Source organism: Halocalculus aciditolerans (assembly GCF_014647475.1).
In the GTDB taxonomy this organism is placed as follows: Archaea; Halobacteriota; Halobacteria; order Halobacteriales; family Halobacteriaceae; genus Halocalculus; species Halocalculus aciditolerans.
Genome location: NZ_BMPG01000001.1, coordinates 1,080,704 through 1,106,216 on the forward strand (window position 1 = coordinate 1,080,704; position 25,513 = coordinate 1,106,216).

The 25,513-nt window shown below is 68.4% G+C and carries 29 protein-coding genes; 18 read left to right on the forward strand and 11 right to left on the reverse strand.

The annotated features are described in order from the left end of the window. Positions 1 to 88 precede the first annotated feature (88 nt). The 5 genes from IEY26_RS05590 to IEY26_RS05610 are packed head-to-tail and all read left to right on the forward strand — an operon-like array spanning position 89 to position 4,815. On the forward strand, positions 89 to 916 hold the full coding sequence (locus IEY26_RS05590) for a 16S ribosomal RNA methyltransferase A (RefSeq protein ID WP_188976668.1): 828 nt from the start codon (positions 89 to 91) through the stop codon (positions 914 to 916). Further along, positions 913 to 2,076, forward strand: coding sequence for a mechanosensitive ion channel family protein (locus IEY26_RS05595; protein WP_229773933.1), 1,164 nt, complete (start codon positions 913 to 915; stop codon positions 2,074 to 2,076). Before IEY26_RS05590 ends, IEY26_RS05595 begins: the two co-directional genes overlap by 4 nt. Further along, complete coding sequence (locus tag IEY26_RS05600) at positions 2,069 to 2,677, forward strand: HemK2/MTQ2 family protein methyltransferase (RefSeq protein ID WP_188976671.1); 609 nt, start codon at positions 2,069 to 2,071, stop codon at positions 2,675 to 2,677. The genes IEY26_RS05595 and IEY26_RS05600 overlap by 8 nt, the downstream gene beginning before the upstream one ends. A 60-nt stretch (positions 2,678 to 2,737) precedes the next feature. Next, positions 2,738 to 3,739, forward strand: coding sequence for a 5-methyltetrahydropteroyltriglutamate--homocysteine methyltransferase (locus IEY26_RS05605; protein WP_188976674.1), 1,002 nt, complete (start codon positions 2,738 to 2,740; stop codon positions 3,737 to 3,739). Beyond that, a complete protein-coding gene (locus IEY26_RS05610) occupies positions 3,736 to 4,815 on the forward strand; it encodes a methionine synthase (protein WP_188976676.1) in 1,080 nt (359 codons plus the stop codon). The genes IEY26_RS05605 and IEY26_RS05610 overlap by 4 nt, the downstream gene beginning before the upstream one ends. Positions 4,816 to 4,818: 3 nt before the next feature. Here the strand turns inward: IEY26_RS05610 and IEY26_RS05615 are convergent, their stop codons facing one another. The 7 genes from IEY26_RS05615 to rpl7ae form a co-directional block, all read right to left on the reverse strand. Further along, positions 4,819 to 5,580 (reverse strand): hypothetical protein, encoded by a 762-nt coding sequence (locus tag IEY26_RS05615; protein WP_188976677.1) that lies wholly within the window; start codon positions 5,578 to 5,580, stop codon positions 4,819 to 4,821. Between the two features lie 61 nt (positions 5,581 to 5,641). Further along, on the reverse strand, positions 5,642 to 5,974 hold the full coding sequence (locus IEY26_RS05620) for a hypothetical protein (protein WP_188976679.1): 333 nt from the start codon (positions 5,972 to 5,974) through the stop codon (positions 5,642 to 5,644). After that, positions 5,971 to 8,361 carry a penicillin acylase family protein gene (locus IEY26_RS05625; protein ID WP_188976681.1) on the reverse strand — a complete coding sequence of 797 codons (2,391 nt, stop codon included), beginning with the start codon at positions 8,359 to 8,361 and terminating at the stop codon, positions 5,971 to 5,973. Before IEY26_RS05625 ends, IEY26_RS05620 begins: the two co-directional genes overlap by 4 nt. 163 nt (positions 8,362 to 8,524) lie before the next feature. After that, complete coding sequence (gene ndk, locus IEY26_RS05630) at positions 8,525 to 8,983, reverse strand: nucleoside-diphosphate kinase (RefSeq protein ID WP_188976683.1); 459 nt, start codon at positions 8,981 to 8,983, stop codon at positions 8,525 to 8,527. After that, positions 8,983 to 9,171 (reverse strand): 50S ribosomal protein L24e, encoded by a 189-nt coding sequence (locus tag IEY26_RS05635; RefSeq protein ID WP_188976685.1) that lies wholly within the window; start codon positions 9,169 to 9,171, stop codon positions 8,983 to 8,985. Before IEY26_RS05635 ends, ndk begins: the two co-directional genes overlap by 1 nt. After that, positions 9,171 to 9,398, reverse strand: a complete 228-nt coding sequence (locus IEY26_RS05640; protein ID WP_188976687.1) for a 30S ribosomal protein S28e — start codon at positions 9,396 to 9,398, stop codon at positions 9,171 to 9,173. The genes IEY26_RS05635 and IEY26_RS05640 overlap by 1 nt, the downstream gene beginning before the upstream one ends. Positions 9,399 to 9,401: 3 nt before the next feature. Continuing rightward, on the reverse strand, positions 9,402 to 9,764 hold the full coding sequence (gene rpl7ae / locus IEY26_RS05645; protein WP_188976689.1) for a 50S ribosomal protein L7Ae: 363 nt from the start codon (positions 9,762 to 9,764) through the stop codon (positions 9,402 to 9,404). A 246-nt stretch (positions 9,765 to 10,010) separates the two neighbouring features. Between rpl7ae and tmcA the strand changes: the two genes are divergently transcribed. From tmcA to IEY26_RS05660, 3 genes are read left to right on the forward strand one after another with little or no spacing between them, the layout of a single operon-like run. Further along, positions 10,011 to 12,323, forward strand: coding sequence for a tRNA(Met) cytidine acetyltransferase TmcA (gene tmcA, locus IEY26_RS05650; protein ID WP_188976691.1), 2,313 nt, complete (start codon positions 10,011 to 10,013; stop codon positions 12,321 to 12,323). Between the two features lie 39 nt (positions 12,324 to 12,362). Next, entirely contained in the window at positions 12,363 to 12,839 is a 477-nt protein-coding gene (locus IEY26_RS05655; protein ID WP_188976693.1) for a DUF456 family protein, read from the forward strand. A gap of 54 nt (positions 12,840 to 12,893) precedes the next feature. Further along, complete coding sequence (locus tag IEY26_RS05660) at positions 12,894 to 13,436, forward strand: DUF456 family protein (RefSeq protein ID WP_188976695.1); 543 nt, start codon at positions 12,894 to 12,896, stop codon at positions 13,434 to 13,436. A gap of 109 nt (positions 13,437 to 13,545) precedes the next feature. Here IEY26_RS05660 and IEY26_RS05665 read toward each other — a convergent pair whose 3' ends face one another. Further along, on the reverse strand, positions 13,546 to 15,306 hold the full coding sequence (locus IEY26_RS05665; protein ID WP_188976698.1) for a glutamate--tRNA ligase: 1,761 nt from the start codon (positions 15,304 to 15,306) through the stop codon (positions 13,546 to 13,548). A 160-nt stretch (positions 15,307 to 15,466) separates the two neighbouring features. Between IEY26_RS05665 and IEY26_RS05670 the strand changes: the two genes are divergently transcribed. Continuing rightward, positions 15,467 to 15,790, forward strand: a complete 324-nt coding sequence (locus IEY26_RS05670; RefSeq protein ID WP_188976701.1) for a hypothetical protein — start codon at positions 15,467 to 15,469, stop codon at positions 15,788 to 15,790. Here IEY26_RS05670 and IEY26_RS05675 read toward each other — a convergent pair. Beyond that, the gene (locus IEY26_RS05675; RefSeq protein ID WP_188976703.1) at positions 15,787 to 17,004 is read right to left on the reverse strand and encodes an inorganic phosphate transporter; all 1,218 of its coding nucleotides are present in this window, start codon (positions 17,002 to 17,004) and stop codon (positions 15,787 to 15,789) included. The two genes, IEY26_RS05670 and IEY26_RS05675, sit on opposite strands and share 4 nt — an antisense overlap. A 182-nt stretch (positions 17,005 to 17,186) precedes the next feature. On the opposite strand from IEY26_RS05675, the gene IEY26_RS05680 reads away from it, so the two are divergent. After that, positions 17,187 to 18,041: an aldo/keto reductase gene (locus IEY26_RS05680; protein ID WP_188976706.1), complete on the forward strand. Its 855-nt coding sequence runs from the start codon at positions 17,187 to 17,189 to the stop codon at positions 18,039 to 18,041. A gap of 102 nt (positions 18,042 to 18,143) precedes the next feature. Beyond that, positions 18,144 to 18,860 carry a hypothetical protein gene (locus tag IEY26_RS05685; protein WP_188976708.1) on the forward strand — a complete coding sequence of 239 codons (717 nt, stop codon included), beginning with the start codon at positions 18,144 to 18,146 and terminating at the stop codon, positions 18,858 to 18,860. A 191-nt stretch (positions 18,861 to 19,051) separates the two neighbouring features. Here the strand turns inward: IEY26_RS05685 and idsA3 are convergent, their stop codons facing one another. Further along, a complete protein-coding gene (gene idsA3, locus IEY26_RS05690) occupies positions 19,052 to 20,149 on the reverse strand; it encodes a geranylfarnesyl diphosphate synthase (RefSeq protein WP_188976710.1) in 1,098 nt (365 codons plus the stop codon). Continuing rightward, positions 20,150 to 21,496, reverse strand: a complete 1,347-nt coding sequence (locus IEY26_RS05695) for a ribonuclease J (protein ID WP_188976712.1) — start codon at positions 21,494 to 21,496, stop codon at positions 20,150 to 20,152. Between the two features lie 215 nt (positions 21,497 to 21,711). Between IEY26_RS05695 and IEY26_RS05700 the strand changes: the two genes are divergently transcribed. The 7 genes from IEY26_RS05700 (at position 21,712) to IEY26_RS05730 (ending at position 25,427) form a co-directional block, all read left to right on the forward strand. Beyond that, the gene (locus IEY26_RS05700) at positions 21,712 to 21,882 is read left to right on the forward strand and encodes a hypothetical protein (RefSeq protein ID WP_188976714.1); all 171 of its coding nucleotides are present in this window, start codon (positions 21,712 to 21,714) and stop codon (positions 21,880 to 21,882) included. Further along, a complete protein-coding gene (locus IEY26_RS05705; protein WP_188977150.1) occupies positions 21,879 to 22,028 on the forward strand; it encodes a hypothetical protein in 150 nt (49 codons plus the stop codon). The genes IEY26_RS05700 and IEY26_RS05705 overlap by 4 nt, the downstream gene beginning before the upstream one ends. Positions 22,029 to 22,171: 143 nt before the next feature. After that, positions 22,172 to 22,660, forward strand: a complete 489-nt coding sequence (locus IEY26_RS05710) for a hypothetical protein (protein ID WP_188976716.1) — start codon at positions 22,172 to 22,174, stop codon at positions 22,658 to 22,660. Continuing rightward, positions 22,660 to 24,786, forward strand: a complete 2,127-nt coding sequence (locus IEY26_RS05715; RefSeq protein ID WP_188976718.1) for an AAA family ATPase — start codon at positions 22,660 to 22,662, stop codon at positions 24,784 to 24,786. The genes IEY26_RS05710 and IEY26_RS05715 overlap by 1 nt, the downstream gene beginning before the upstream one ends. After that, on the forward strand, positions 24,783 to 24,989 hold the full coding sequence (locus IEY26_RS05720; protein WP_188976720.1) for a hypothetical protein: 207 nt from the start codon (positions 24,783 to 24,785) through the stop codon (positions 24,987 to 24,989). The genes IEY26_RS05715 and IEY26_RS05720 overlap by 4 nt, the downstream gene beginning before the upstream one ends. Beyond that, entirely contained in the window at positions 24,986 to 25,216 is a 231-nt protein-coding gene (locus IEY26_RS05725; RefSeq protein WP_188976722.1) for a hypothetical protein, read from the forward strand. The genes IEY26_RS05720 and IEY26_RS05725 overlap by 4 nt, the downstream gene beginning before the upstream one ends. Next, a complete protein-coding gene (locus IEY26_RS05730; protein WP_188976724.1) occupies positions 25,209 to 25,427 on the forward strand; it encodes a hypothetical protein in 219 nt (72 codons plus the stop codon). The genes IEY26_RS05725 and IEY26_RS05730 overlap by 8 nt, the downstream gene beginning before the upstream one ends. Positions 25,428 to 25,513 lie beyond the last annotated feature (86 nt).

The following is a 25,513-nucleotide window of genomic DNA, read 5'->3' on the forward strand; positions in this document are numbered from 1 at the left end:
CATCCTGTTTCCGCTTGCATCCGCGCGTGGTCGTTCCGTTCTCCGTTCCTCGTAGGACTTAGGAACCGCGGGGGCTTAGGCGGGCGTAATGACTGACAGGGACCCGGACGCCCTCATCGCTCGCGCGGGCCGCGGGAACCCGGATTTCGACCAGCACTTCCTCGTCGACGACCGCGTCATCGACCGGATTCCGACGTACGCGGAGTCGTTCGACCGCTCGCACGTCCTCGAAATCGGGCCGGGGCCGGGCGCGCTCACCGACCGCCTGCTCGACGTCGCCGCACACGTGACGGTCGTGGAGCGCGACCCGGACTTCGCGGGTTTCCTCCGCGAGGAGTTCGCGGCGCACGTCGGCGACGACCTCACGGTCCTGGAGGGCGACGCGGTCGACGTCGACCTCCCCGACTTCACGTGCTGTGTCTCGAACCTCCCGTACAGCGCGTCGTCGCCGATCACCTTTCGACTCCTGCCGCTCGGGAGGCCGCTGGTCTTGATGTACCAGTCGGAGTTCGCGGAGCGGATGGCGGCGGAGCCGGGGACGAGCGAGTACGGTCGCCTGTCCGTGGCGGCACAGCACTACGCGGACGTCGAGGTCGTGGAGACAGTGCCACGAGAGGCGTTCGCCCCGCAGCCGCGCGTCGAGTCGGCCATCGTGCGGTTGACGCCGCGCGACCCCGACTACGCGGTCGCCGACGAGGAATTCTTCCTCGACTTCGTGAAGGCGCTGTTCACGCAGCGGCGGAAGACGGTGCGGAACGCGATTCGGAACACGGCGCACATCTCCGGTCTCAACGCGCCGGACGCGGTCGTCGACGCGGCGGGCGAGGACGTGCTGTCGAAGCGTCCGGGCGACCTCACGCCGGCCGGGTTCGCGGCGCTCGCGGACCTCGCGCTGGACGTGGGTGACCCCGCGTGACGGCGCTCCCCGCGCAGGCCGCGCTCGTCGACTTCTCGCCGCTGGAGAGCGCGCTGCTCTCCGCGCTCGTCGTCGCCGTCGCGGTCGGCGTCTGGGTCGGCGTGCGGCGGCTCGCCGAGGCGGTCCGCGGGGATTTCTCACAGCGCCTCGTCGACGTCCTGCTCGCCGTCGTCCTCCTCCTCTTGCTCGTCGGGACGAGCGGCACGCTGGTCGTGTTCTGGGAGGTGGAAGCACAGGTCCTCCAACTCCTGCAGGCGCTCCAGCCGTCCATCGAGGTCGGCGTGCGCGTCGTCGTCTCCCTCGGCCTGTTCGTCTTCGTCTACGTCGCCACCGGCGTCGTCCACCGGATGGTGAACAACTTCGTCAAGGAGCGCGAGGACATCACCGACCACCAAGCGGAGGTGTCGTTCCGCGTCCTCCAGATCACCATCTACCTCTCCTTCGTCCTCGCCGTGCTCGGCCTCTGGGAGATCAACCTCTCCGGCCTCCTCATCGGGGCGGGGTTCGCGGGCATCATCCTCGGGATGGCCGCCAGGCAGACGCTCGGCGCGCTCCTCGCGGGCTTCGTCCTGATGTTCAGCCGGCCGTTCGAGATCGGCGACTGGGTGGAGATCGGCGACAACGAGGGGATCGTAACGGACATCACCATCGTGAACACGCGCATCCAGTCGTTCGACGGCGAGTACGTCATCCTCCCGAACGACTACGTCGGTTCCGAGGAGATTATCAACCGCTCGCGGAAGGGCCGCCTGCGCCTGCACGTCCAAGTGGGCGTGGACTACGATACGGACGTGGACCGCGCGCTCGACGTCGCGGCGGACACGATGAAGGAGGTCGACGACGTGCTCTCGGTGCCGCGCCCGCAGGCCGTCCTGACGGAGTTCGGCGGCTCCTCCATCGGTATCGGCCTGCGGTTCTGGATCGACAAGCCGTCGGCGCGCCGGAAGTGGCGCGCGCAGACCGCCGTCATCTCCGCCGTCCACTCGGCGTTCAGAGAAGAGAACATCAAGATCCCGTTCCCGCAGCGCGAGATGTCGTCGCGCCCGGAAGCCGGCGGGTTCCACGTGGATTCACCGTCGGAGGGCGTCGGCGTCCGGGAGGCCGACGCGGACGCGGGTTCGGGCGACGCGGAGCGGGAGTCGGGTGGTCGCAGTGAGTGACGAGGCCGACGCGGAGACGAGCGACGCGCTCGCCGAACGCCGCGGGGTCGAGACAGAGGTCTACCAGCCGGCGGAGGACTCCCACCTCCTCGCCGAGGTCGTGGTCGAGCGCGTCGACGCCGGGGACACCGTTCTGGAGGTCGGGACGGGGTCGGGATACGTGGCGTCGAGCGTCGCGGCGGAGACGGGGGCGCGCGTGGTGGGAAGCGACGTGAACCCGCACGCGTGCCGGCAGGCGCGGGAGCGCGGCGTCGAGGCGGTCCGCGCGGACCTCACCGAGCCGTTCCGCGACGGGGCGTTCGACGCGGTGGTGTTCAATCCGCCCTACCTGCCGGAGGAGCCGGTCGCGGCGCGCGACGACTGGATGGAGACGGCGCTCACCGGCGGGGAGACGGGACGGGAAGTAACAGAAGTATTCCTCGACGGCGTGGGGCGCGTGCTCGCGCCCGGCGGCGTCGTCTTCCTGCTCGCGTCGACCCTCTCCGGCGTCGACGAGGTCGCCGAATACGCCGGCGAGTGCGGCTTCTCGACGGCGGCGGTCCGCGACGAGTCCTTCCCGTTCGAGACGCTGACCATCCTCGCCCTCCACCCCGGCGAATAACTGCCGAGTATACTCCGGTAGGGAAAATATTATCCTCGCGCGTTACCAGGGTTCGAGTAGATGCCACTAACCGCGACGACGCTCGGCCTCTTCCCGCTCCCCGACGACGCGCGGGAGACGCTGGCCGACCTGAAAGGCCACCAGAAAGGCGACCTCGTCTCCGGCGACGAACCGCCCGAGATCGAGGCCGTCTACGACGACGCTCGCGCGACGCACCTCGACACTCAGCAGGCCGCCGGCCTCGACCTCCACGTCGAAGGCCAGGCCCGCTGGGACGACATGCTCGCCCACCCCCTCACCGTCAACGACGCCGTCGACACGGGGGGCATCGTCCGCTACTACGACAACAATAACTTCTACCGGGACCCCATCGTCACCGACGCCCTCGAGGCGTCCGGCGACGTCGCCCGGGACCTCGAACGCGCCGGCGAGCACACCGACTCCCTCCAAGCCGTCCTCCCCGGCCCCTACTCGCTCGCCGAACTCGCCACCGACGACTACTACGGGGACGACGCCGACTTCCTCGCCGCCCTCGGCGACTTCCTCGCCGGCGAGGCAGCCGAGTTCCCGGACGTCGACGCGCTCTTCCTCCTCGAACCCAGCCTCGCCACCGACCCGCCCGGCGACGGCCCGGACGCCCGCGCGAGCGACGCTATCGACACGGTCGCGTCCGCCGTCGACGCGCCCGTGATCGTCCAGTCCTACTGGGGCGCACTCCCCGACAAAGTCTACGCGCACCTCCTCGACGCCGACATCGACGGCGTCGGCCTCGACCTCGTCTCCGCCCCCGACGACAACGCCGTCCTCGTCGGCGAGTACGGCGCGCCCGACGCCATCTCGCTCGGCCTCGTCGACGGACAGAACACGCTCGTCGAATCCCCCGACATCATCGAAGAGCGCCTCGACTGGTTCACGGAGCGCCTCCCCGGCATGGACTTCACGACGACCTACCTCACCCCGAACACCGAGTTGTTCCATCTCCCGACGAACAAGTTCGAAGCGAAACTCGACGCGCTCGCCACCGCCGCTGACCGCGTCGACGCCACGGAGGTGGACGCATGAGCGACCGCACACAGGCCGGCAACCGCGAGCAGTTCCGCCCCGACGGCCACGAACACGACAACTTCCTCCTCACGACCGTCGTCGGCTCCTACCCGAAACCGACGTGGGTGAACCGCGCCCGCGACCAGTACGAATCCGAAGAGTCGGACTTCGACGCCGGCGACTGGCAGGAAGCCAAAGACGACGCCAGCCGCCTCATCACCGACGAGCACGTCCGCGCCGGCCTCGACGTCGTCGTCGACGGCGAGATGCGGCGCGAGGAGATGGTCGAATTCTTCGCCCACCGCATCGACGGCTACGAGTTCAATGGCCCTGTCAAAGTCTGGGGACACAACTACTTCGACAAACCCAGCGTCGTCAGCGAGGTCGAGTACGCCGACTCCTGGCTCGTCGACGAGTACGAATTCACGGCGTCTGTCACCGACAAACCGGTGAAAGTCCCCATCACCGGCCCCTACACGCTCGCCTCTTGGAGTTTCAACGAACACTACCCCGACGAGGAAGCGCTCGCCTACGACCTCGCCGACCTCGTCAACGAGGAGATCGAGAAACTCGTCGCCGCCGGCGCGCGCTACATCCAGATCGACGAACCCGCGCTCGCCACCACCCCCGACGACCACGCCATCGTCGGCGAATGCTTAGAGCGCATCGTCTCCGGCATCGACACCGACGTCCGCATCGGCCTCCACGTCTGCTACGGCGACTACTCCCGCATCTATCCCGAACTCCTCGACTTCCCCGTCGACGAACTCGACCTCGAACTCGCCAACGGCGACTACGACCAGCTCGACGTCTTCAAAGACCCCACGTTCACCAAGGACCTCGCGCTCGGCGTCGTCGACGCCCACACCGCCGAAGCCGAACCCGTCGCCCGGATCGAGGAGAACATCGAGAAAGGCCTCGAAGTCGTCCCGCCCGAACGACTCACCGTCAGCCCCGACTGCGGCCTGAAACTCCTCCCCCGCCCGGTCGCCTACGCCAAGATGGAAAACATGGTCGAAGCCACCCGGAACGTCGAAGCCAAACTCGACGCCGGCGACATCGACGTCGCCGCCCCCGAACCGAACGCGGACTGACCCTCACTCCCGGACCCGACGGTAGAGCCAGAGTGCGGCGGCGGCGAGGAGGCAGAGGACGCCGACGCCGGAGGCGACGAACCCGAGGAAGAAACCGTCGGGGAAGCCGAAGTCGTCGGTGCTCGACGTGTGCCGGACGGCGTAGTAGGTGTCGTTTCGCTCGACGACGGGCTCCGGCGGGAGGGGTTCGTCCCGCCACGGCCGGTAGTCGTACTCCCCTTCACTCACTGTCGCGTTCCGAATCTTCTGGAAGGTCGCTCGCTCTTCGGCGGTCATGTTCGCGTAGGAGACGACGAGGCGCTCGCGGACCATATCCCCGATTTCGGAGGCGTTCGCCTCGCTCGTGGTCACGGTCGTCGTCTCGCCGGCGACGTCCACACTGAACGCGTGGTAGGTGTCGAACTCGTGCGTGAGGAGGGTGTAGTTCCGCTCGATAGCCCGGAGGTCAGCGGTGACGGAGGCGTTCGTCGTCGACGCGGAGCCGTTCTGCATCGCTGCGTCGAGGACGTCTCGCGTTTGGTTCGGCGCGCGGTAGTCGGCGCGGACGTGTCGCCACTGCATATCGTCGGGCTGGAAGGAGAGTCGGATGGCGTATCGCTCTGTGAGAAGCGTGTCGTTCGAGACGTCGATGCGCTCGGCCTGATAGCCGGCGGACGACCGGTAGCGGTCCTCGCCGCCGAGGTCGTCGAGCGCGACGGCGTACGCCGGCCCGGGAACGAGGAGGAGACCGACTACGAGGAGCGCGAGCACGGAGCGGTCAGGCATCGTGGACGCGTTCTCGTTCGTCCCCTAAGTGTCTTCTCGCGGGCTCTCGGTCACCTCCCGATTACCGGTCGACGCCGCGGAGCAGGCCGCCGAACGCGCCGAGGACGAGCGGGGCGGCGAGGCTCACGGCGAGCGGCGCGGTCGCGGCGAGCGCGGGTTCGAGCGCGCCCGTCGAGGCGAGACCGGCGAGGAACGCGACCCACGCGAGGAGCCCGGCGAGCGCGCCGGCGACGACGCCACGAAAGACGGAGGGCTGGCCGAGGCCGGCGGCCGCACCACCGAGGAAGAAGCCGAGCGGGTGGCCGAGCCCGAAGACGACGCCGAGGAAGCCCCCACCGATTACTGCCGCCCACCGCGTCTCCCGGCGCGCGCGGACGTCGTCTCGGAGCGTCATCGCTCGGCCTCCGTGAACGTGAAGCGCACGTCGCCGTCGACGGCGAGCGCGTAGTCCTTGTAGGTCGTGTCCGCCCACGCGCGGAGCTGGTCGCGGTAGTGCGGGGAGAGGAATATCCCGGAGTTGCCGCCGGGGACGATGCATTCGGCGTCGCCGCCGGCGTCGACGGCCATCCGCCAGCTCGACCCGGTCGGGCTTCCGGTGTCGGCGCGCTCGCGAGCGTAGTTGTTCAGCGTCGCGCGAGAGCCATCGGTCGGATGTTCGGGGTAGTTGAGGAAGCCTTGGTCGAAGGGGTGCGTGATGACGCCCGTCGTGTTGTAGTCGCCGTAGGTCTCGTAGCCGGCGGCAGCAATACGCTCTTCTGCGGTTTGCAGGGCGTCTTGGACGAGCGCGGCGTAGTCGTCGACGCCGTCGAGGACGGGGCTGTCGGGCGTGAGGTGGTGGACGACCCAGTCGCGCGGCCAGTAGGATTCGTCGCTCGCGTCGATGTCGGTGTCGGCGAGGACGCGGTCCGCGACGGCCTCGCGGTACGCGTCGAACCAGAACGCGAAGACGAGCGCAGCCCGCGACTCGCGGTCCATGCGGCCGTCCCAGCCCGCGAGCCGACTCAGGTCCTCTGCGTAGCCGGCCATCCCGCCGGCGGCGTCGAGGAAGCGGGGGAGAACGTCGCTCCGGCCGTCGTGCGTGTCGGCCTGCATCCCGCGGACGAACGCGCGCTCGACGGTCTCGCCACCCGCGAGTCGCGAGTCGAGGAGGTCGTAGACGCGGTTCCCGCGGTAGGGGTCGCTGTACGCCGCCGCGAGATAGTGCTCGCTGTCATCCGTGACGCGCTGGTTCGCCGTGCCGACGTAGGCGGGGTCGTCGAGGTGCGGTTTCTCGTCGAACGGCACGAAGCCGTCGCCCTCCCAGTCGGCGGTCCCGTAGGGCGTGAAGCCGCGCCACTCGCCCTCGCCGGCGGAGCCGTCGAAGACCCGGTCGCCCCGGACGACGTCGCCGTCGGTTCGCCGAATCGGTATCGCGCCCGTGGCGTAGTAGAGGAGGTGGCCGTCGGCGTCCCCGTAGACGAGGTTCTGCGTCGGCTCGTCGAACTTCCGCGTCGCCTCCCGGACGTCGTCGACGCCCTCGCTCTCGTTGAACGCGTAGATGGCTTCGGTCGTCCGCGTCGCCGCGAGGCCGGTCCACGCCACGCCGACCTCCGCGCCCTCGCGTTCGAGCACGGGCCCGTGGACGGTCTCTCGCCGCGTCATCGTCCGGTCCCCTTCGCCCGCGACCGGAATCGTCTCCGTCGCCGCGTCGAACGCCCGCCACTCGCCCCGGTAGCGGTATTCGCCCTCCCGCGTCTCGTAGGTGTAGCAGTCGAGGACGTCCGCGCCGACGTTCGTGAAGGACCACGCGCCGCGGTCGTTCCGGCCGATGACGACGAACGGCACGCCCGGGAAGGTCACGCCGCGGACGTTCAGCCCCGCGCCCGCGAGGTGCTGTTCGTACCAGACGGGCGGTGCCATCAGGGAGAGGTGGGGGTCGTTCGCGACGAGCGCACCCCGCCCCGTGGCGTTCGCGTCGCCCCGCACGCCCCAGGAGTTCGACCCGATGTCGGCGGGTGATTCGAATTCGGAGAGCCACTCGACGAGCGCGCCGTCCGGGACGGCCGCGTCCGGCGGTCGGCGGTCCGCGAGCGCGGCGTCCTCGCGCGCCCCGTCGCGGATAATCGGCGTCACGCCGTCCAGCCGGGACGGGTAGAGCGCCTCGACGACGTCTGCGTCGAGCTCCCGGCGGAGGCGCGCCATCCGGAGGGAGTGAAAACTCCCCGTGAGCGTCCACGCGATCTGCTTCTCCATCAGCATCGTGTCCGCGGGCGTCCACTCGCTGGGCTCGTAGTCGAGCAGGCCGAACTCCGGCGGGAGCGGCCCGTCACTGATGAAGGCGTTCACGCCCGCCGCGAACGCTTCGACGGCGTCCCCGGCCGGCGTTCCCGCCGTCGCAGCCCACGTCGCTTCCGCGGCTTCCGTGAACCCCATGCGGCGGTGGAACTCGTCGGAGCCGAGCGTTCCCGCGCCCACGACTTCCGAGAGCCGACCCGACATCACGCGGCGCTGGAGGTCGAGTTGGAAGAGCCGGTCGGCCGCCTGCGCGTATCCGACCGCGTAGAAGAGCGCCGCCTCCGACTCGCCCTCGACGTGCGGCACGCCGTAGTCGTCGTAGCGCACCGTCGCCGCGCCGTGCGGCGAGTCGAGCGCGCGCTCCCCGGCGTCGGCGGCCGCCCACGTCGACCCCGTGAACGGTGCGAAATCGCGGAGGTAGCCGCGGACCGGCGCGAGCGTGCCCGCGGCCGCTCCGCCCGCCGCGAGCGCGCCCAGCAGTCCGCGCCGCGTCATGTCGTCGCTCATACCCGACCCTCAGCCACGAGCCGTATAAACGTGTGCCAGCCGGCACACCGCGAGCTTTGAGCGGCGTTACGAGTGCCGCTACACGCGTGGCGCTACGGGCGGCGTTTCGAGCGGCGTGCCGGCGGCTCCGCGCCGTTCGAATAGTGAGAGACGAAGAGGGGAGTTACTCGTAGACCCAGTCCGCGGTGGAGAGGTCCCAGTCGACGAGTTCCTCCTCGTCGAAGAAGAGGTCGATTTCGCGCTCGTTCGCGCCCTCGTCCTCGTGGTCGCTGCCGTGGATGATGTTGTGTCCGAGGTCGTTCCCGTAGTCACCGCGGATGGTGCCGGGAGCGGCCTCCTGTGCGTCCGTCGCGCCCATGAGGCGGCGGACCTGACGGGTGGCGTCGTCGCCCTCCCAGACCATCGCGAACACCGGTCCAGACGTGATGAACTCGACGAGCCCGTCGAAGAACGGCTTGCCTTCGTGCTCGCCGTAATGCTCGTGCGCGAGGTCTTCGTCGATCTGCATGAACTTCCCGCCGACCATCTTCAGGCCCTTGCGTTCGAGGCGGGAGACGACGTCGCCGATGAGGCCGCGCTGGACGCCGTCGGGCTTCACCATGACGAAGGTGCGCTCGGTCATTATTCGCCCTCTGCGCTCTGGCCTTCCTCGGTCCACTCGAGGTCGCGGGGTTCGCGGTCGAGGTCGGCGTTCTTCTCGCACTTCGAGGAGCAGAAGTGCATGGTGCTTCCGTCGTTGTAGACGAACATCGTGCCCGTGCCGGGCTCGATGTCGTCGCCGCAGTAGTCACACTCTCTGGTCTGAGGCATTATTGTCCTCCGATGGAGTCGGCTTCGCGGGCCGTCTCGCGGAGCTGAACGACGTCACCGACCCGCGCGGGGCCGAGGACGTTCCGCGTGATGATGCGGCCCTGGTTCTCGCCCTCGCGGATTCGGCACTTCACCTGCATCGCTTCGCCGTGCATCCCGGTCTTACCGACGACCTCGATGACTTCGGCGGAGGTGGAGTCAGACGCCGGGTCCTCTTCTGCGCTCATCGCTTACTGGAGGTCCGCGATTTTGGCGGAGATGTCTTCCACGTCGTCCTCGGCGTCGCCGGCGTCCGTGATGGCCGCGGCGGCGCTGCCGACTTCGAGGCCGGCTGCCGCGCCGAGCTCGTCCTGCGTGTCGACGAAGATGTAGCCGATGCCCTTCTCGTCGGCGAGCTCGGGCAGGTGCATGACGATCTCCTCGGGGGAGACGTCCTCGGCGATGAAGACGAGGTTTGCGTTGCCGCGCTCGACGGCTTTCGTGGTTTCGTTCGTTCCTTTCTTCACGGCACCGGTGTCCCGGGCGACCTCGAGGGCCTCGAGGGCTCGCTCTGCGAGGTCGGCCGGCACGTCGTAGTCTACGTATACTGACATTGGTTGTTCACCTAAGTCCTGCAGTCGGGCTTGCGCTCCCCCGCCGTGGAGAGTCCTGTGCGGCTAGGAGCATCATCGACCCCCGCAGGCTGTAATACGTATGTGTGGGTCCCGTAGTTAAAAACGCTTTCAAAGCCGTCCGCCGTGCGAAGCCGCGACAGACCGCCCGTCCCCGGGTTTCGCGCGTCGCGGCAACGCCGAATGCGAACGGTAACTCCCTTCCCCTCGCCCGGCGAAGGCGCGGGTATGTTTGCGGACGCCGTCGACGCCCTCCTCGCGGAGGCGCGCGCGACGAACGAACGCCGCCTCCTCGTCCTCCGCGGCGGCCACGACGCCACGCTCGACGCCGCCGCCGACGCCCTCGACCGCGCGGGCGTCGACCGCTCGAACGCCTCCCTCGTCGGCCACCGCGACGCACTCGGCTGCGAGCGCATCGACCCCCACCACTCCGCCGAACTCCTCGGGACCACTCGGGACGTCGTCGTCGTGGACTGCCACGACGAGACGCGGCCGAACGCCCTCGGCCGCGTCGCCGGCGCGGTGGACGGCGGCGGCCTCCTCGTCCTCTGCACGCCCGGCTTCGACGACTGGCCCGGCCACGACGACCGCTTCGACGAGGGCCTCGCCGTCCCGCCCTTCGAGACGGCGGACGTCACCGGCCGGTTCCGCGAGCGGCTCGCCGACACCCTCCGCGCGCATCGCGGTGTCGCGCTCGTCGACGTCGTTCGAGGCGAAGCGACAGCCGTCGAGGACACCACGCGAGGCGAAGCGACAGCCGCCGAGGACGTCGACGCGGGCGTGGATACCCAGGGCGTCGTGGTCGAGGACGACGGTCTCACGCATCCCGCGCCGCGACTCGCGAGCGGGAGCGTCGAGTTCCCCGCGGAGCACGCGTTTCCGGCGGCGGCCTACGAGGCGTGTCTGACCGGCGACCAAGTCGACGCCGTACACGCGTTCGAGGCGCTCCGCGAGGCCGACACCGCCGTCGTCGCCGAGGCGAACAGAGGCAGAGGGAAGTCGAGCGCGGCGGGCATCGCCGCGGCCTGCCTCGCCGCAGCGGGCGACGACGTCCTCGTCACCGCGCCCGAGTACCGGAACGCCCGCGAGGCCTTCCGCCGCGCGCGCTCGCTCCTCGACGCGCTCGACGAACTCACCGGTGACCCCGGTGAGAACCCCCGAAGTATCGAGACGGCGGCGGGCGGCCGCATCTGGTTCGAGCGCGCGCCGGACGTCGCGGACGCCGACGACCCCGACGTCCTCCTCGTCGACGAGGCCGCCGCGCTCCCCGTCCGCCTCCTCGAAGCGTTCCTCGACTACTCGCGCGTCGCGTTCACGACCACCGTGCACGGCTACGAGGGCGCGGGGAGAGGGTTCGACGTCCGCTTCCGCGACCGCCTCGCCGAGAGCGACCACGCCGCCACCGACGTCACGCTCACCGACCCCATCCGGTACGCCGCCGGCGACCCCGTCGAGGCGTGGGTGTTCCACGCGCTCCTCCTCGACGCCCGCCCCCCGGTGGACCCGCTCGTCGAGGACACTGCCGTGGCGTCAGTCGAACATCGCCGCGTCACGCCCGCCGACCTCGCCGCGGACGAGAACCTCCTCCGAGAGTGTTTCGGGCTCCTCGTCTACGCCCACTACCGCACCGAACCCGATGACCTCGCGCGCCTCCTCGACGCCCCGAACCTCACCCTCCACGCGCTCACGCATGATGACCACGTCGTCGCCGTGAACCTCCTCGCCCGCGAGGGCGGCCTCGACGCCGACCTCCGAGCGTCGATGTACACCGGGTCGAGAGTAAAAGGGAACATGCTCCCGGACGTCCTCACGAGCCAACTCCGCGACGAGGACGCCGCCGAACCCGTCGGCGAGCGCGTGATGCGCATCGCCGCCCACCACGCCTGCCGCTCCCGCGGCCTCGGCAGTCACCTCCTCGGCGCGGTGCGAGACACCCTCGACTGTGACTGGTACGGCGTCGGCTACGGCGCGACCCCCGACCTCCTCTCCTTCTGGCGGGAGAACGGATTCTCGACCGTGCATCTCTCGACGACGCGGAACGACTCCAGCGGCGAGTACTCCGCGCTCATGCTCGACCCGCTCACCGAAAAGGGGGAAGCGCTCCACGACCGGCACGCGGAGTGGTTCGCCCGCCGGGTCTCGGACGTGCTCGCGGACGCGCTCACCGACCTCGACCCGGATGTCGCGCGCGCCGCCATCGCCGCCTGCGACGCCGACCACTCGCTCTCGCTCACCGACGCGGACTGGCGCGTCGTCGCCGGCGCGGCCTACGGCTCCGCGATGTACGCCGTCGACCCCCGGCCCTTCAGGGAGCTCGCCCTCCACGGGCTGGTCGACGACGCCGTCCGGCTGGACCCGGACGCCCAGCGCCTCCTCGTGGCGAAACTCCTCCAGCTCCGCGCGTGGGACGAGGTCGTCGAGGACTTCGACTATCACTCGCGGGGGACGGCGATGCGCGCGCTCGGCGAGGCGCTCGTGCCGCTCGTGGCCGCCTTCGGGACGGAGGCGGCGCGGGCGGAACGCGAGCGGTACGCGGAGTGAGGGCTGAGGCTTAACTGCGCGGAGAGCGAGGATGTGGTAATGGACCTGCTGGCTGTCGTCGCCGTGCTCTTCATCCTCGCCGGAATGGTCGCGAGCGTGCTCCCGCTCGCGCCGGCGGGGCTCGTCGCGCTCACCGGCGTCGGGTTCTACTGGATCGCGACCGGGTTCTCGAAGCCCGGGCCACTCGTCCTCGTCGTTCTCGTAGTGCTCGGCGTCGCCGCCGTCGTCGCGGAGACGCTGTCCGCCGGCGTCTTCTCGAAGGGCGGCGGAGCGTCGACGCGCGCCGCGCTCGTCGGGATGGGCGCGGGCCTCGTGCTCTTCTTCTTCGTCGGCCCGCTCGGCGTCGTCATCGGCGTCGCCGCCGCGGTCTTCGCCGCGGAGTTCCACGAGACCCGAGATGCGGAGGGGAGCGTCTCCGCGGGCGTCGCCGCGGGCGTCGGCGTCGTCGCCGCCGCCGCCATCGAGCTCGCGCTCACCGGCTTGATGTTCCTCGTCTTCGTCCTCTTCGCCGTCTGAGCCGGCGGCGAAGACCGGGAGTTAAATCACCAGGGGGCGTACGGGCACAAAACCATGGGAATGCTCGACGCGAACACCGCGCTCGCCCTCCTCCTCGTCCTCGGCGCGGTCGTCGTGAGCATCGTCCCCCGCGTCCCCGCCAGCCCGTTCGTCCTCGGCGGCCTCGCGCTCTACTGGTACTCGACGGACTTCATGATGGTGTCGCCGCTCGAACTCTTCGGGCTCCTCGTCGGCGCGGTCGGCGTCGTCGCCGTCGAGCACTACGCCACCCGCCGCATCCCGGTCGAGTCCGACGTCACGCCGCGGACGGCGCTCGTCGCGCTCGGCATCGCGCTCGTCGCCTACCTCGTCGGCGGCGTCCCCGGCCTCGTCCTCGGCGTCGTCGCCACCGTCGCCGTCGAGAACTACCTCGACGACACGCCCGACGACATCGGCCTCCGCGAACTCCCGCAGGAAGCGAACCCCCGAACGGCCGTGTCGAACGGCGTGGACCAGGCCATCGAGGACACCACGCGCACGCTCGTCGCGTCCGGCCTCCAGCTCGCCGCGACCGCCGTCTTCTCCGCCGTCTTCGTCGCCACCACGAAAATCGCGTAACCCCCGTATCTCGCGCATCCGCGTAGGCCCCGTATCTCGCGCATTCGCGTAGCCCCCGTATCTCCCGCGGCTCGCCTGGACTGTCTGCGAAGAGTGAGCGGTGCGTTCGCTACGGGTGGGCGTAGTACGCGACCGTCTCGTCGTCGTCTTCGCGGTCGTAGCGCGCGAAGCCGACGCGCACGAACTGCGCGACGTCGTCGGGCTCGTAGTCGGCGTAGCCGGGCTCGGCGTAGCCGGTGACGTCGCCGTCCATCCGGCGGAGGCGGACGCGGACGTTCTCGTCGCCGGGGACCCAGTGGACGACGTCGGCGGTCCCGTCGCGGACGATGTCGATGTCGTCGTCCGTGTAGACGAGTTCGTCGCCCTCGTAGCGGACGGGGCCGTAGCCCTTCAGCCAGACACGCTCGCCCTCTGCGGGGAGGTCGCGGGCTTCGAGGAGCACGCTTCCGGAAACGGGGATGTCGCGCTCGCCGCGCTCCTCGTGGTCGGGGTGGACGAGCGGATGTGCGGCGTCGGGGCCGCCCGAGACGGGGAGTTCGACGGCTTCGAACTCGCGGTCGTCGGCGTCGCCGCGCGGCGTGAAGCCGTCGCGGACGAGGAACGCGCGCGGGGCCTCGTCGTCGACGAGTTCGCGGTTGTTCGCGTAGACGGTAGACATGGCGAGGTCGACGTTGCTCGTGGAGACGCCGAGTTCGACCATCGCGTCCACGAGGGCCTGCCCGCGGATGCCGCGCCGGCGGACGCTCAGAATCGTCGGGGCGCGCGGGTCGTCCCAGCCGTCGAGAACGCCGTCGTCGATGAGCTCCGAGATGGTTGACGTGCTCATCTTCACGTCGTAGGCGTCCACCTGGACGTGCCCCCAGTGGAGGACTTCGGGGTACTCCCAGTCGAAGTAGTCGTAGACGAAGCGCTGGCGCTTCGCGGAGTCCTGCAGGTCGATGCCCCGGATGATGTGCGTCACGCCGGTCAGGTGGTCGTCGACGCCGGACTGGAAGTCGAGCATCGGCCAGCACCGGTAGTCTTCGGCCTCCTCGCGCGGGTGCGGGGTGTCGATCATGCGGAACGCCACCCAGTCGCGGAGGGCGGGGTTCTTGTGCGTGATGTCGGTCTTCACGCGGAGCACCATCTCACCAGAGGAGAAGTCGCCGTCGACCATCGCGTCGAACTCCTCGTGGACGGTCTCTGTGTCCTTCTCGCGGTGCGGGCAGGCCTCTCCGTCGTTCTTCAGGTCGCTGAACTCGCCGGCGGGACACGAGCAGGTGTACGCACCGCCGAGGTCGATGAGCTCGCGGGCGTGCTCGTAGTAGGTTTCGAGGCGGTCGCTCGCCCGGTAGACCTCCGCCGGCTCGAAGCCGAGGTAGTCGATGTCCTCGAGGATCTGGTCGTACGCCCAGAGCTTGGGACGTTTCGTCTCCGGGTCGGTGTCGTCGAAGCGCACGATGAACTCGCCGTCGTAGAGGTCGGCGTACGTCCCGATGACGGAGGGCATGCGGGCGTGGCCGATGTGCCACGGGCCGTTCGGGTTCGGCGCACACCGCATCCGAATTTCCTCGTACTCGTCGGCGTTCGGGAGGTCGGGGAGGGTCGGCTCCTCCTCCTCTTCGGGCTCGGCTTCGAGTTCTTCGAGCTTCTCCGGAGCGAGTTCGCCGAGGCGCTCGCGCTTCTCGTCCTCGGCCATCGCGTTCACCTCGTTCACGACGGGCGCGATGACGCCGGGGATCTCGTCGCCGTGCTCGCGGAACTCGGGGTTCGCGCCCATGAGCGGCCCCATGATCGCGCCGACCTGCGCGTCGCTCTCGTGTTTCAACGCGTTGTAGAGCGCGTTCACCTCCGCCGCGTTCCGCACTCGTTCGCGGAGTTCGTCGTCCATTACGCCTCGCTAGCGCGGGCCTGAGGAAATTCGTTTGGATTCCGCGGCGAGCCACGACTCCCGCAGTGCCCGGTCCGGCGGCGACCCCGTCGGAACTCCTTGCGGTCTCTGCTCGGGGTCGACGACGCGTTTACCCGGCTCCGGCCACACACGCCCCTCCATGGACCTCCAGGTACGAGGGCTCGACGACCTTGAGGACCGGCTCGGCGACGCCATCGACCGCATCGGTGAACTCCGGGCGGGCACGCACGTCCAGTCGGACGCGTTCTTCGCCCCCGCGTTCATGCGCAAACACACCGAATTCGACTCCTTCGACGCGTTCTGCGCGGACAGCCCCTGGGAGGTCGAATCGGCCGCCGACCTCCAAGACGTCCCCCGAGCGCGCCTCAACGCGTACGTCGCCGACACCACGGAGTTCGCAGACTGGGAGGCGATGAAGACGCGGGCCGCCCGCGAGGAGATCGTCGACCAGCTGCTCGCCTAGCTCGCGCCGAACACGACGGCGAGCACGCGGTAGAGCGCGAAGCTCAACACGCCCCCGGCCGCCATCGACCCCACCCACGACCCGACCGTCACGCCGATCTTCCGCGGAGAGACGTTGTCCCCGCCGGACGACCCGGCGGCAAGCCCGCTCCCCACGATGCTCGCGATCATCACCTTGTTGAACGAGATAGGGATGCCGAACACGATGGCGACCTGCGCGACGAGGAACGCGGGGACGAGCGCGGCGATGGAGCGCCGCGGCCCGAGCGTGGCGTACTCGTTCGATACCGCCTGCACGAGCCGCGGCCCCCGAATCCACGCGCCGAGCAAGATGCCGACGCCGCCGAGCGCCAGCAGATAGAGCGCGGGGAGCCCGAGGTCGGTCTCGAAGACGGACTCGAGTGGTCCTGTCGCCAGCCCGACTTGACTCCCGCCGCTCGTGAACACGACGACGAGCCCGAGCGCGACGAGGAACCGATTGATGCCGGCGGCCTCGTCCCGCACGACGAACGCGCGGGTTGCGAGGAGCGCGCCGACACCCACGAGCGCGCTCACCGCGACCATCCCGAGCGTGTACGACCCGACGACCGCCGTCGGGAGAACGTCGTACGTGGTCGCGACGTACCGCGCGAGCGACCCCTGCGCACCCGACGCGGTCGGGATCACCGTCAACTGGATGTTCCCGAGCGCGAATCCGACCAGACCCGCGAGCGCGGGAACCGCCGCCGTCTCCGCCACGTGGTCGCTACGGAGCGTCCGCGCGAGCAGGTAGGCGAGCACGCCTTCGACGAGTGGGATGGCGAGCCAGAACCCGAGGATGATCGTGTACTCGTCGACGGCGAACCCGCCGCCGAGCGCCACCCCCGACCCGATCATCGCGCCCGTCACCGTGAACGCCGACGGGATGGGGTAGCCGCGGGCGTTCCCGATGGTGATGAGGGTGGCGGCAGTGAGCAGGGCGGCCGCGGCGGCGAGCGGCGTGATCGTGACGCCCGTGACGAGATCTTTCCCGATTGTCTCCGAGATGCTGCCGCCCTGAAGAATCGCGCCGAGCCCCGCGACGACGCCCACGAGGAGCGCCGCGCGGAGAACGGACAGGGCGTTCGCCCCGACCGCGGGCGCGACCGGCGCGGAGTTACTGTTCGCACCCACCGTGAACGACATGAACAGCGCGGCGACGAGCGCGATACCGAGCACGACGGCGACCGACACCATTAGGCCATCACGCCCCCGTCGCGAACGCTCCACCTGGCGACGAACACCCCGTTCACACCCGGAGGGGTAACCGAGACGCCCGCATGAAACCATCGGCCCCGGCCCGACTCACCGCGGAAGCCGTGTTCCCTGCCGCCTCCCCCGTCGTTTACACGACTCCCGCGAGTAACACCGAACCGACAATGCCCGACCTCACGAACGCCTCGGACACCTTCGACATCGGCGGCGACCGCACCGTCCACCGCCTCGGCTTCGGCGCGATGCGCATCACCGGCGACGACATCATCGGCCGCCCCGACGACGAAACCGAAGCGAGGGACGTCGTCCGGCGCGCCGACGACCTCGGCGTCGACTTCATCGACACCGCCGACTCCTACGGCCCCGGCGTCAGTGAGCGACTCCTCGGCGACGCGCTCGACGCCACCCGCGACGACCTCGTCGTCGCCACGAAAGCCGGCCTCCTCCGGAACGAGTCCGGCGACTGGCTCCCGCACGGCGACCCCGACTACATCCGCAATCAGGTGCTCGCGAGCCGCGACCGCCTCGGCGTCGAGACCATCGACCTCTACCAGTTCCACCGCCCCGACCCGGACACCGACTTCGAGGACTCCGTTCACGCCTTCGCCGAACTGAAAGACGAAGGCCTCGTCGAGCACGTCGGCCTCTCTAACGTCTCCGTCGACCAGCTCGAAGAAGCACGGGAGATCGTCGACGTCGCGACGGTACAGAACGAGTACAGCATCGGGAACCGCGAACACCAGGACGTCCTCGACGCCTGCGAGGACTACGGCATCGGCTTCATCCCCTACGCGCCCGTCGGCTGGGGCGCGGGCTTCGACGGCGACACCGGCGACGCTCTCGAAGAAGTCGCCGACGCACACGACGCCAGCGTCTACCAAGTCGCGCTCGCCTGGCTCCTCGACACTTCCCCCGTTACCCTCCCCATCCCCGGCACCTCCAGCGTCGACCACCTCGAACAGAACGTCGCCGCCAGCCAGCTCGAACTCACCGACGACGACCGCGCGAAACTCGACTAACGCACCCTCCCAGTTCTCACACCTCCCCGGTTCTCACGTCCTTTCCTCTTTCGTCACGCCTCCGCCACGAGACTTATGCGTGTGTGATGGCCACGTGTCAGTATGCCGTCCAGACGGGCGTTCCTCGCGGCGACGGCCACGAGCGCGAGCGTGCTCGCCGGCTGCAGTAGTGGGCCGACCGCTGACGGAACGATCGCCGAAACTGCCGCTCCGGCGACCGGCACGAACCGAACGACGGCGACGCAGACGACGACCGCCGAGCCAGTTCCGGCGTCCGCGGGTTCGTTCGACGCGACGCTCGTCCGGGACACGACCGACAGCCACCCGCCGCGCGTCGAGGCGACGCTCACGAACGAGAGTGACGCGGCGTTCACGCTCTCGGGCGGCTACGCGCCGCCGTTCTCCGCATCTGCAGCCCGCGAGCGAGCGGGTGACGCCGCGCTCGCGCTCTACCCCATCGACGAGGACGCCCGCCAGTACGTCCAGCGCGTCGGCGCGAACAGCAGCGCACCGCCGTCAAATCGCACGAACGGCTGCTGGCGGCTCGACGGAAGCTACGCCGTCGCGGGAATCGCCCGCATGCTCACCCTCTCCCCCGGCGAGTCCGCGAGCGTCACCTACGACGTCTACACGTCCGGCGACGGCGCGTGCTTCCCGGACGGCGACTACCTCGCCGAGCACGCCGCCCGCGTCAGCCGCGGCACGCACTACGACGACGCAACCTCGACCGCCTGGCTCTACGGCTTCACACTCCACGTCCGCGACAACACCATCGCCTCACTCAACGTCGAGAAAATCACCAGAGCCGGCGGCGCGTAGCTTGAGGAGACAGAGACGAGCTCTGCGTTCGTGACCCGAGCGGCTCGAAGAGCCCGGGAGGGTCGCGATTCACCGAGCGCGACGAAGGAGCGCTCGGGCCGACGAACCCCCGAAGGGGGTGAGGAGGCTTTTGGTCCAGATTTTTATCGAGCAGTCGGCGAAGCCGACTGCTCGCAATAAAAAGGTGGGTTCTAGTACCCGCGGTGGATGAGGTAGTCGGCGATGTCGCGGAGGGTCTGCCGGGCCTCGTTGTCGGGGAGGACGTCGAGTTCGGCTTTGCCTTCTTCGACGAGTTCTTCGGCGAGGTCTTCGGCGTACTGGATGCTGCCGGCGTCTTCGAGGACGCCGACGGCTTCGTCGATTTCGGCTTCGGTGACCTCTTCGGGAGTGTCGGCGTCGAGGAGGCTGTCGACGTCGACGCCCTGGTCGCGCGCGTGCAGCGTGATGACGGTGCGCTTTCCTTCGACGAGGTCGCTGCCGCGCTGTTTACCGAGCTGTTCGGAGGGAACGGTGAGGTCGAGGACGTCGTCCTGAATCTGGAAGGCTTTCCCGACGGTGCGGCCGTAGCGCGCGAGCGCGTCGACCGTGTCGTCGTCCGCGCCGAGGAGCATCCCGGGGACGGCGGACGCCGCGCTGTAGAGGACGGCGGTCTTGAGTTCGACCATCCCGAGGTACTCTGAGAGGTCGACGTTCCCGCGTTCCTCGAAGCCGACGTCGTACGCCTGGCCTTCGCAGATCTTCGTGCAGGTGGTGGCGAGCGTTTCGAGCGCCTGGAGTTCGCGCTCCGACGCTGCCTGCGTGCGCAGCATAATCTCGAACGCTTTCGAGTAGAGTGTGTCGCCCGCGAGAATCGCGGTCTCCGTGTCGTACTCGCGGTGGACGGCGGGGACGCCGCGCCGGAGGTCGTCGTCGTCCATGATGTCGTCGTGGATGAGCGTGAACGACTGGATGACCTCGATGGAGACGGCGGACGCCATCACGTCGACCTCGCCGGCGTCGTCGCTTCCAGCGGCTGTCGCATCGCCGGACCCGTCGCTTCCGGACCTATCTAGCGCGGGGAACGCCGCGTAGTCCGTGCTGAGCGGTTCGACGTCGGCGAGCGCTTCGGCGACGAGGAGCGTGACCGTCGGCCGGAGGCGTTTCCCGCCGGCTTCGAGGAGGTAGCGGGAGGCCTCGTAGAGCCGCTTCGGCTCCGCCATCGGGAGGTGTTCGTCGATGGCGTCGTTCACCAGTTCGCGACGCTCCCCGATGGCGTCGAGCACCGCTTCCTCGCGGGACTCCTGGGACATCTATTCGGTGAGCTGGATGGTCTGCCCGTTCCGGGCGACGTGGAGGTCACGCCCCATCTTGTACCCCTGGCTCTCGGCGAGCGGGACGTACTTCCCGACGTTCTCGAGGTTCTGGTGGGCGGGGATGACGTGTTGCGGCTGGAGCTCCTGGAGCATCTGGTAGTGGCCTTCCTGACTGAGGTGGCCGGAGACGTGGACGTCGTCGTAGATGCGTGCGCCCTGCATGCGGAGGAGCTGCTCGGACTGGTAGCGCTGGCCCTCGTTCGTCGGCTCGGGGATGACGCGCGCGGAGAAGATGACCTTGTCGCCGTCGTCGAAGTCGAACGGCGTCTCGCCGCGTCCCATCCGAGTGAGCATCGCGCGCGGCTCGCCCTGGTGGCCGGTGACGATGGGGAGGAAGTTCCCCTTCCCCTCGTTCATGATGCGTTTGAACGCGCGGTCGACGCTCTTGCGGTGGCCGAACATCCCGAGGTTGTCCGGGAAGTTCACGCGGCCCATGCGCTCAGCCGTACCGGAGTAGCGCTCCATGGAGCGCCCGAGGAGGATGGGCTGTCGGCCGATATCCTTCGCGAACTCGACGAGCGAGGTGACGCGGGAGACGTGGCTGGAGAACGTCGTCGCGACGATTCCGCCCGAGTAGTCCTCGAGGCTGTACATGACGTCCTTGAGGTGATTGCGGGCGTGGGACTCGCTCGGCGTGCGGCCCTTCCGGCCGGCGTTCGTGGTGTCCTCGATGTAGGCGAGAACGCCCTCGCCCTCGTTCGCGATCTCGCGGAACCGCTGCATGTCGAACGGCTCCTCGATGACGGGATTGTGGTCGATGCGCTTGTCGAGCCCGTAGACGACCGAGCCCTCCGGCGTGTGGAGGACGGGGTTGCTCGCGTCGATGATGGAGTGCGTGACGTGCACGAGTTCGAGCTCGCACTCGTCGCCGATCGCCATCCGCTCGTCGGGGTCCATCTTGACGAGCTCGTTGTCGACGCCGAACTTCTGCTCGCCTTCGAGCTGGCCTTTCACGAGCTCGATAGTGAACGGACGCGCGACGATGGGCGCGTCGTAGCGGTGGGCGAGTTTGCTGATTGCGCCGATGTGGTCGAGGTGGCCGTGCGTCGGCACGATGGCCTTCACGTCGCCCTCGAGGTCGGACATGACGCGGTCGTCCGGAATTGCGCCCATGTCGATCAGGTCGAGGCTGTGCATGCGCTCGGTTTCGACGTTGTCGTGGATGAGAACCTTCGACAGGTTCAGCCCCATGTCGAAGATGACGATGTCGTCTCCTGCGCGGACTGCCGTACAGTTACGGCCGACTTCTTCGTAGCCGCCGATTGTCGCGATTTCGATTTCCATAGTTGTATCACTGAAAGCCGCGTTTCGCGGAACCGTTCAGTACTGAAACTCCCGGCCGCTCGTCGTCGAGGACCGCGGCGTCTTGCAGCCGTCGGCCCCCGGCCGCGTCAACACGGCCGGAACTCCCGTTACCGGTCGTAGGGCGTCACCGGTTAAAAACGCCCGGGATTCTCGCTCCGAGCCGGAACATCCATCGCGTCTCAGGAGGGGGTCGCGTGAAGCGCGCCCCCGTCGTGTGTCTGTCCATCGCGGCCCTGGGACTTATCGTCTCTGCTGCGGCCGCGGCGACAGCACCCGGCCCGGTCTGGCTCGCCGTCGACGTCATCGCCGTCGTCGCTAACTCGCTCGCCATCGCCCTCATCGCTCTCGCGGAGGGATGGCTGTGAGCAGTTCGCTCGTTCCCTCCGGACCCTTCTGCGGGTGTGGAGGCTGCACCGACTCCGCTGACGTCGTCATCGACCACCCCGACCACGGGGAGCGCGTCGTCTGCGAGCAACACATCCGCGGCTACCCGGTGATCCGCCATGTCTAACGACATCCCAGCAACAACCACCACGAGTGACAGCTCGACGTACGTCTTACAGAACAACCCCTCTCTAGGAGGAAGATATCTTGATATCGGGAAGATATCTCGATATCTCGGAGAGGGATGGTGCGGTTTCGGAGGTGGTCGCGATGTCTGACGGGTCCGACCTCTTCGTCCGCGACCTCGACGAGACGCTCTATAGCTTCCTCGACGCTGACAATCGGACGAAGAAGGAAGCCGTCGAGACCGCACTCACTCGTGAGTACGGTGGTGAGCGGAAGCAGGCCATCGACGTCCGCATCGAGCAGAAGGACCGCCGTATCGACCTCCTCCAGCAGGAGATATCGGAGCTCCAGGCCGAACTCGACCGCGAGAAGAACGAGCGGGAAGCCCTGGTCGACCGGCGGCAAGAACTCGACAACGAGCGCACGTACGAGGACGACCTCCGCGCGCTCTTCGAGGAGTTCGCCGAGTCACGTGCCGTGCTCCCGCGGTTCCGGTCGGACGCTCGCGACATCGCCGAGGAACACGGGGAAACGCTCGCCACAATCGAGCAGGACCTCCGCCATCTCGCCGACGAGGAGGACGTCGAGATCGACGCCGACCGCTGGACGGACGACTACGGGGAGGGTCTCTGATGACGGGGCCGAACCCAGATAGCGAGCTCGTCGAGAAGTTCGAGGAGTTCTTCCGCCGCTACTACAGCGACGACGTCGGCGAACTCGCGCGGCTCTACCCGAAGGAGCAGAAGTCGCTCATCGTCGAGTTCGGGGACATCTACAAGTTCGACACGGACGTCGCGGACGACTGGCTCACCCACCCGAGCACCGTCCGGGACGCGGCCGAGGAGGCGCTCCGGCTGTACGATCTCCCGATTGACATCAGCCTCGGGAGTGCGCACGTCCGCCTGACCGATACGCGGGGAGCGATGGAGCGTGAGTCCATCGGCGACCTGGGCGCGGAGAGCATTGGCGACTACGTCGCGGTCCGCGGCCAGCTTGAGAAGGTCACCGACAAACTCTACCGCGTGGTGGAGGCGGTGTTCGTCTGCCAGCGCTGCGGGCACGAGACGACCGTCCCCCAGGAGCACGGAGAGTTCCAGGAGCCCTATCAGTGCGCGTCCTGTGAGCGACAGGGTCCGTTCAAGCTCGACCCAGAACGCTCGGAGCTCGTGAACCTCCGGAAGCTGAAGGTCACCGAACTCCCTGAGGAGCGGTCGAACGCGCAAGGCGAGGATATCGCGGTGTTCGTCGAGGACGACCTCGCCGACTGGGGGTCCCGAGAAAACGGCCTCCCCGACCGCGCCGGCGAGGAGATCGTCGCCCTCGGACAGTACGTCCTCGACGAGTCCGGGACCAACGACAACGGGGAGTTCGACGGCTGGCTCCTCGGCGGCGCACTCCACTTCCCGGAGGATGCCGCGCGCGACATCGACGTCGAGGAGTACCGCGAGGAGTTCGAGGCGGTCGCCGCGGCCGACGACACCATCGAGCAACTCCGCGACTCCATCGCCCCACAACTCGACCTCGACGAGGACGTCGAGGCGGCGTTCGAGGGCGCGGTCGCCTGGCTCTTCGACTCCTACAGGATCGAGCAGGACGGCGGCTCATTCCGTGGGAATATCCATATGGGGTGGATCGGCGATCCCGGGAAGGGGAAGTCGACCGCTGCGTCCCGACTGTCCCACCTCTCGCCGAAGTGCGAGTACCGGAGCGGGGGGAGTCTGAAGAAGGTCGGCCTCACCTCGGCGGCCGTCCAGGAGGAGTTTGCCGGGAAGACCGAGTGGACACTCCAGCCCGGCATCCTCCCACGAGCGAACGAGGGGCACTGCATCATCGACGAGGTGGACGCCGTAATGGACGCTGAAACGAAAAGTCTCCACGACGCCCTGGAGGGCGAGCAGATGCTCAAGGTCGACAAGGCCGGCATCAAGGCGAACCTCCCGACGCGCACGGCACTCCTCGCACTCGGCAATCCGACCCACGGGCGGTTTGACCGTTACGAGCCCGTCGCCGAGCAGGTCGACCTCGACGACGCGCTCATCGACCGGATGGACCTCCTCTTCGCGCTCACCGACGTCGTCAACGAGGAGCGCGACCGCTCGAAGGCCTCCCACATCATCGGGAGCTACCGCGAACTCTCCGAGGAGGAGGTCTACGAGCGTGGCGCTCGAAGCGAAGCCCCCCGGGACCGTGAGACGGTCGACCAGCCCGTCGCCGACGATGTGTTCAAGGCGATGATTCTCTACGCTCGCGAGAACGTCTTCCCCGTCCTCAGCGACGAGGCCGCCGAGATGCTGGAGGACTTTTACGTCGACGTCCGCGATCTCAACGGCGGGCACGCCGAGGACGACGATGCAGCCATCCCGGCGACCCCGCGGAAGCTGGAGGCCGGTATCCGCATCGCGACCGCGTTCGCTCGCGCCTGCCTCTCCGACACCGTCGAACCGGAGCACGCCGAGCGCGCCATCCGTGTGTCGAAGCGCGTCATCGGTCTCAACTACGACCCCGAGACCGGGGAGTTCGACGCCGGCCGCACTGATGAGGGAGAGCCGAAGAGCCAGCAGGAACGCCGGAAGCGCATCAAGGCCCTCATCGACGACCTCGATGACGCCGGGTCTGGGGGTGGTGCGAAGATGGAGGACGTCCTCGATGCCGCACAGTCCGAGGGTATCGGTCGCTCGCAGGCCGAGCACGATATCGATAAACTCGGAGGGCAGGGCGAGGTTATGTTCCCGGCTCACGGGGAGGTGCGGACGACATGACCCGCAACGACGTTCAGCCTGCGAGCGAGGTCTATCGAGCGACGTGTTCCTGCGGGAAGGTCGTCGTCGAGCGCGATGCCGACGCCGCGAACCTCCCGAGAGAAAACAACCGGAGTATCGCCGAGTCCGCCGTTGGTGCGCACGAGTTCACCCACGAGTGGCGAGACGAGACGGTCGAGATTGAACGGAGTTGGTCGTCGTGAGCGATAAGTCCGCCCGCGAAGTCGAACACGAGAATGAAGTCGGCGACGTCCTTCGGAAGCTGGATTCGTCGAATTGGGTGGTCACGAACCGCATGATCGACGTGGATACCGGCGAGACGCTGTACCGCCTCCGAGAAGACTGGCACAACCCGGCGACCGAGGTCCTCACCGAGGAGCAGGTCAGTCGAGCGTTCGACGTCGTCGAGGACGGTGATCGCGATGTCTGAGCGCGATACTGACCGCTTGTGGAAGGTGTTTCGTGCGGGGTATCTTGAGTCCGCCGAAGGTTGGAATGGAGAGACGTACCACGACAATCCCGAGGCGTATGAAAGACGCCTGAAAGCGCGTTTCGAGGCGCTGAATGAATCGGGTAAATTCGATGAACCGCTTGAGTGGTCTGTAGACACGGAAGCCGAACGGGGTGAGCCTGACTCGTGAGGCTCTACTACACTGGGGCGTCCCCGGATAATCTCCGGAAGGCGCGGCAGCACGCGCCGTCGCACGTTCATGGCGCTGGGTGGACG

Bases quoted from the DNA above. Each gene is read 5' to 3' on its own strand.
- IEY26_RS05715 (WP_188976718.1), top strand. From the start codon at position 22,660: ATGACGGGGCCGAACCCAGATAGCGAGCTCGTCGAGAAGTTCGAGGAG.
- IEY26_RS05685 (WP_188976708.1), top strand. From the start codon at position 18,144: ATGCCGTCCAGACGGGCGTTCCTCGCGGCGACGGCCACGAGCGCGAGC.
- IEY26_RS05625 (WP_188976681.1), bottom strand. From the start codon at position 8,361: ATGAGCGACGACATGACGCGGCGCGGACTGCTGGGCGCGCTCGCGGCG.
- IEY26_RS05695 (WP_188976712.1), bottom strand. From the start codon at position 21,496: ATGGAAATCGAAATCGCGACAATCGGCGGCTACGAAGAAGTCGGCCGT.
- IEY26_RS05620 (WP_188976679.1), bottom strand. From the start codon at position 5,974: ATGACGCTCCGAGACGACGTCCGCGCGCGCCGGGAGACGCGGTGGGCG.
- IEY26_RS05720 (WP_188976720.1), top strand. From the start codon at position 24,783: ATGACCCGCAACGACGTTCAGCCTGCGAGCGAGGTCTATCGAGCGACG.
- IEY26_RS05670 (WP_188976701.1), top strand. From the start codon at position 15,467: ATGGACCTCCAGGTACGAGGGCTCGACGACCTTGAGGACCGGCTCGGC.
- ndk (WP_188976683.1), bottom strand. From the start codon at position 8,983: ATGACCGAGCGCACCTTCGTCATGGTGAAGCCCGACGGCGTCCAGCGC.
- IEY26_RS05615 (WP_188976677.1), bottom strand. From the start codon at position 5,580: ATGCCTGACCGCTCCGTGCTCGCGCTCCTCGTAGTCGGTCTCCTCCTC.
- IEY26_RS05605 (WP_188976674.1), top strand. From the start codon at position 2,738: ATGCCACTAACCGCGACGACGCTCGGCCTCTTCCCGCTCCCCGACGAC.
- IEY26_RS05710 (WP_188976716.1), top strand. From the start codon at position 22,172: ATGTCTGACGGGTCCGACCTCTTCGTCCGCGACCTCGACGAGACGCTC.
- IEY26_RS05665 (WP_188976698.1), bottom strand. From the start codon at position 15,306: ATGGACGACGAACTCCGCGAACGAGTGCGGAACGCGGCGGAGGTGAAC.
- IEY26_RS05680 (WP_188976706.1), top strand. From the start codon at position 17,187: ATGCCCGACCTCACGAACGCCTCGGACACCTTCGACATCGGCGGCGAC.
- IEY26_RS05590 (WP_188976668.1), top strand. From the start codon at position 89: ATGACTGACAGGGACCCGGACGCCCTCATCGCTCGCGCGGGCCGCGGG.
- IEY26_RS05640 (WP_188976687.1), bottom strand. From the start codon at position 9,398: ATGAGCGCAGAAGAGGACCCGGCGTCTGACTCCACCTCCGCCGAAGTC.
- IEY26_RS05730 (WP_188976724.1), top strand. From the start codon at position 25,209: ATGTCTGAGCGCGATACTGACCGCTTGTGGAAGGTGTTTCGTGCGGGG.
- IEY26_RS05635 (WP_188976685.1), bottom strand. From the start codon at position 9,171: ATGCCTCAGACCAGAGAGTGTGACTACTGCGGCGACGACATCGAGCCC.
- tmcA (WP_188976691.1), top strand. From the start codon at position 10,011: ATGTTTGCGGACGCCGTCGACGCCCTCCTCGCGGAGGCGCGCGCGACG.
- IEY26_RS05675 (WP_188976703.1), bottom strand. From the start codon at position 17,004: ATGGTGTCGGTCGCCGTCGTGCTCGGTATCGCGCTCGTCGCCGCGCTG.
- IEY26_RS05660 (WP_188976695.1), top strand. From the start codon at position 12,894: ATGGGAATGCTCGACGCGAACACCGCGCTCGCCCTCCTCCTCGTCCTC.
- IEY26_RS05655 (WP_188976693.1), top strand. From the start codon at position 12,363: ATGGACCTGCTGGCTGTCGTCGCCGTGCTCTTCATCCTCGCCGGAATG.
- IEY26_RS05610 (WP_188976676.1), top strand. From the start codon at position 3,736: ATGAGCGACCGCACACAGGCCGGCAACCGCGAGCAGTTCCGCCCCGAC.
- rpl7ae (WP_188976689.1), bottom strand. From the start codon at position 9,764: ATGTCAGTATACGTAGACTACGACGTGCCGGCCGACCTCGCAGAGCGA.
- idsA3 (WP_188976710.1), bottom strand. From the start codon at position 20,149: ATGTCCCAGGAGTCCCGCGAGGAAGCGGTGCTCGACGCCATCGGGGAG.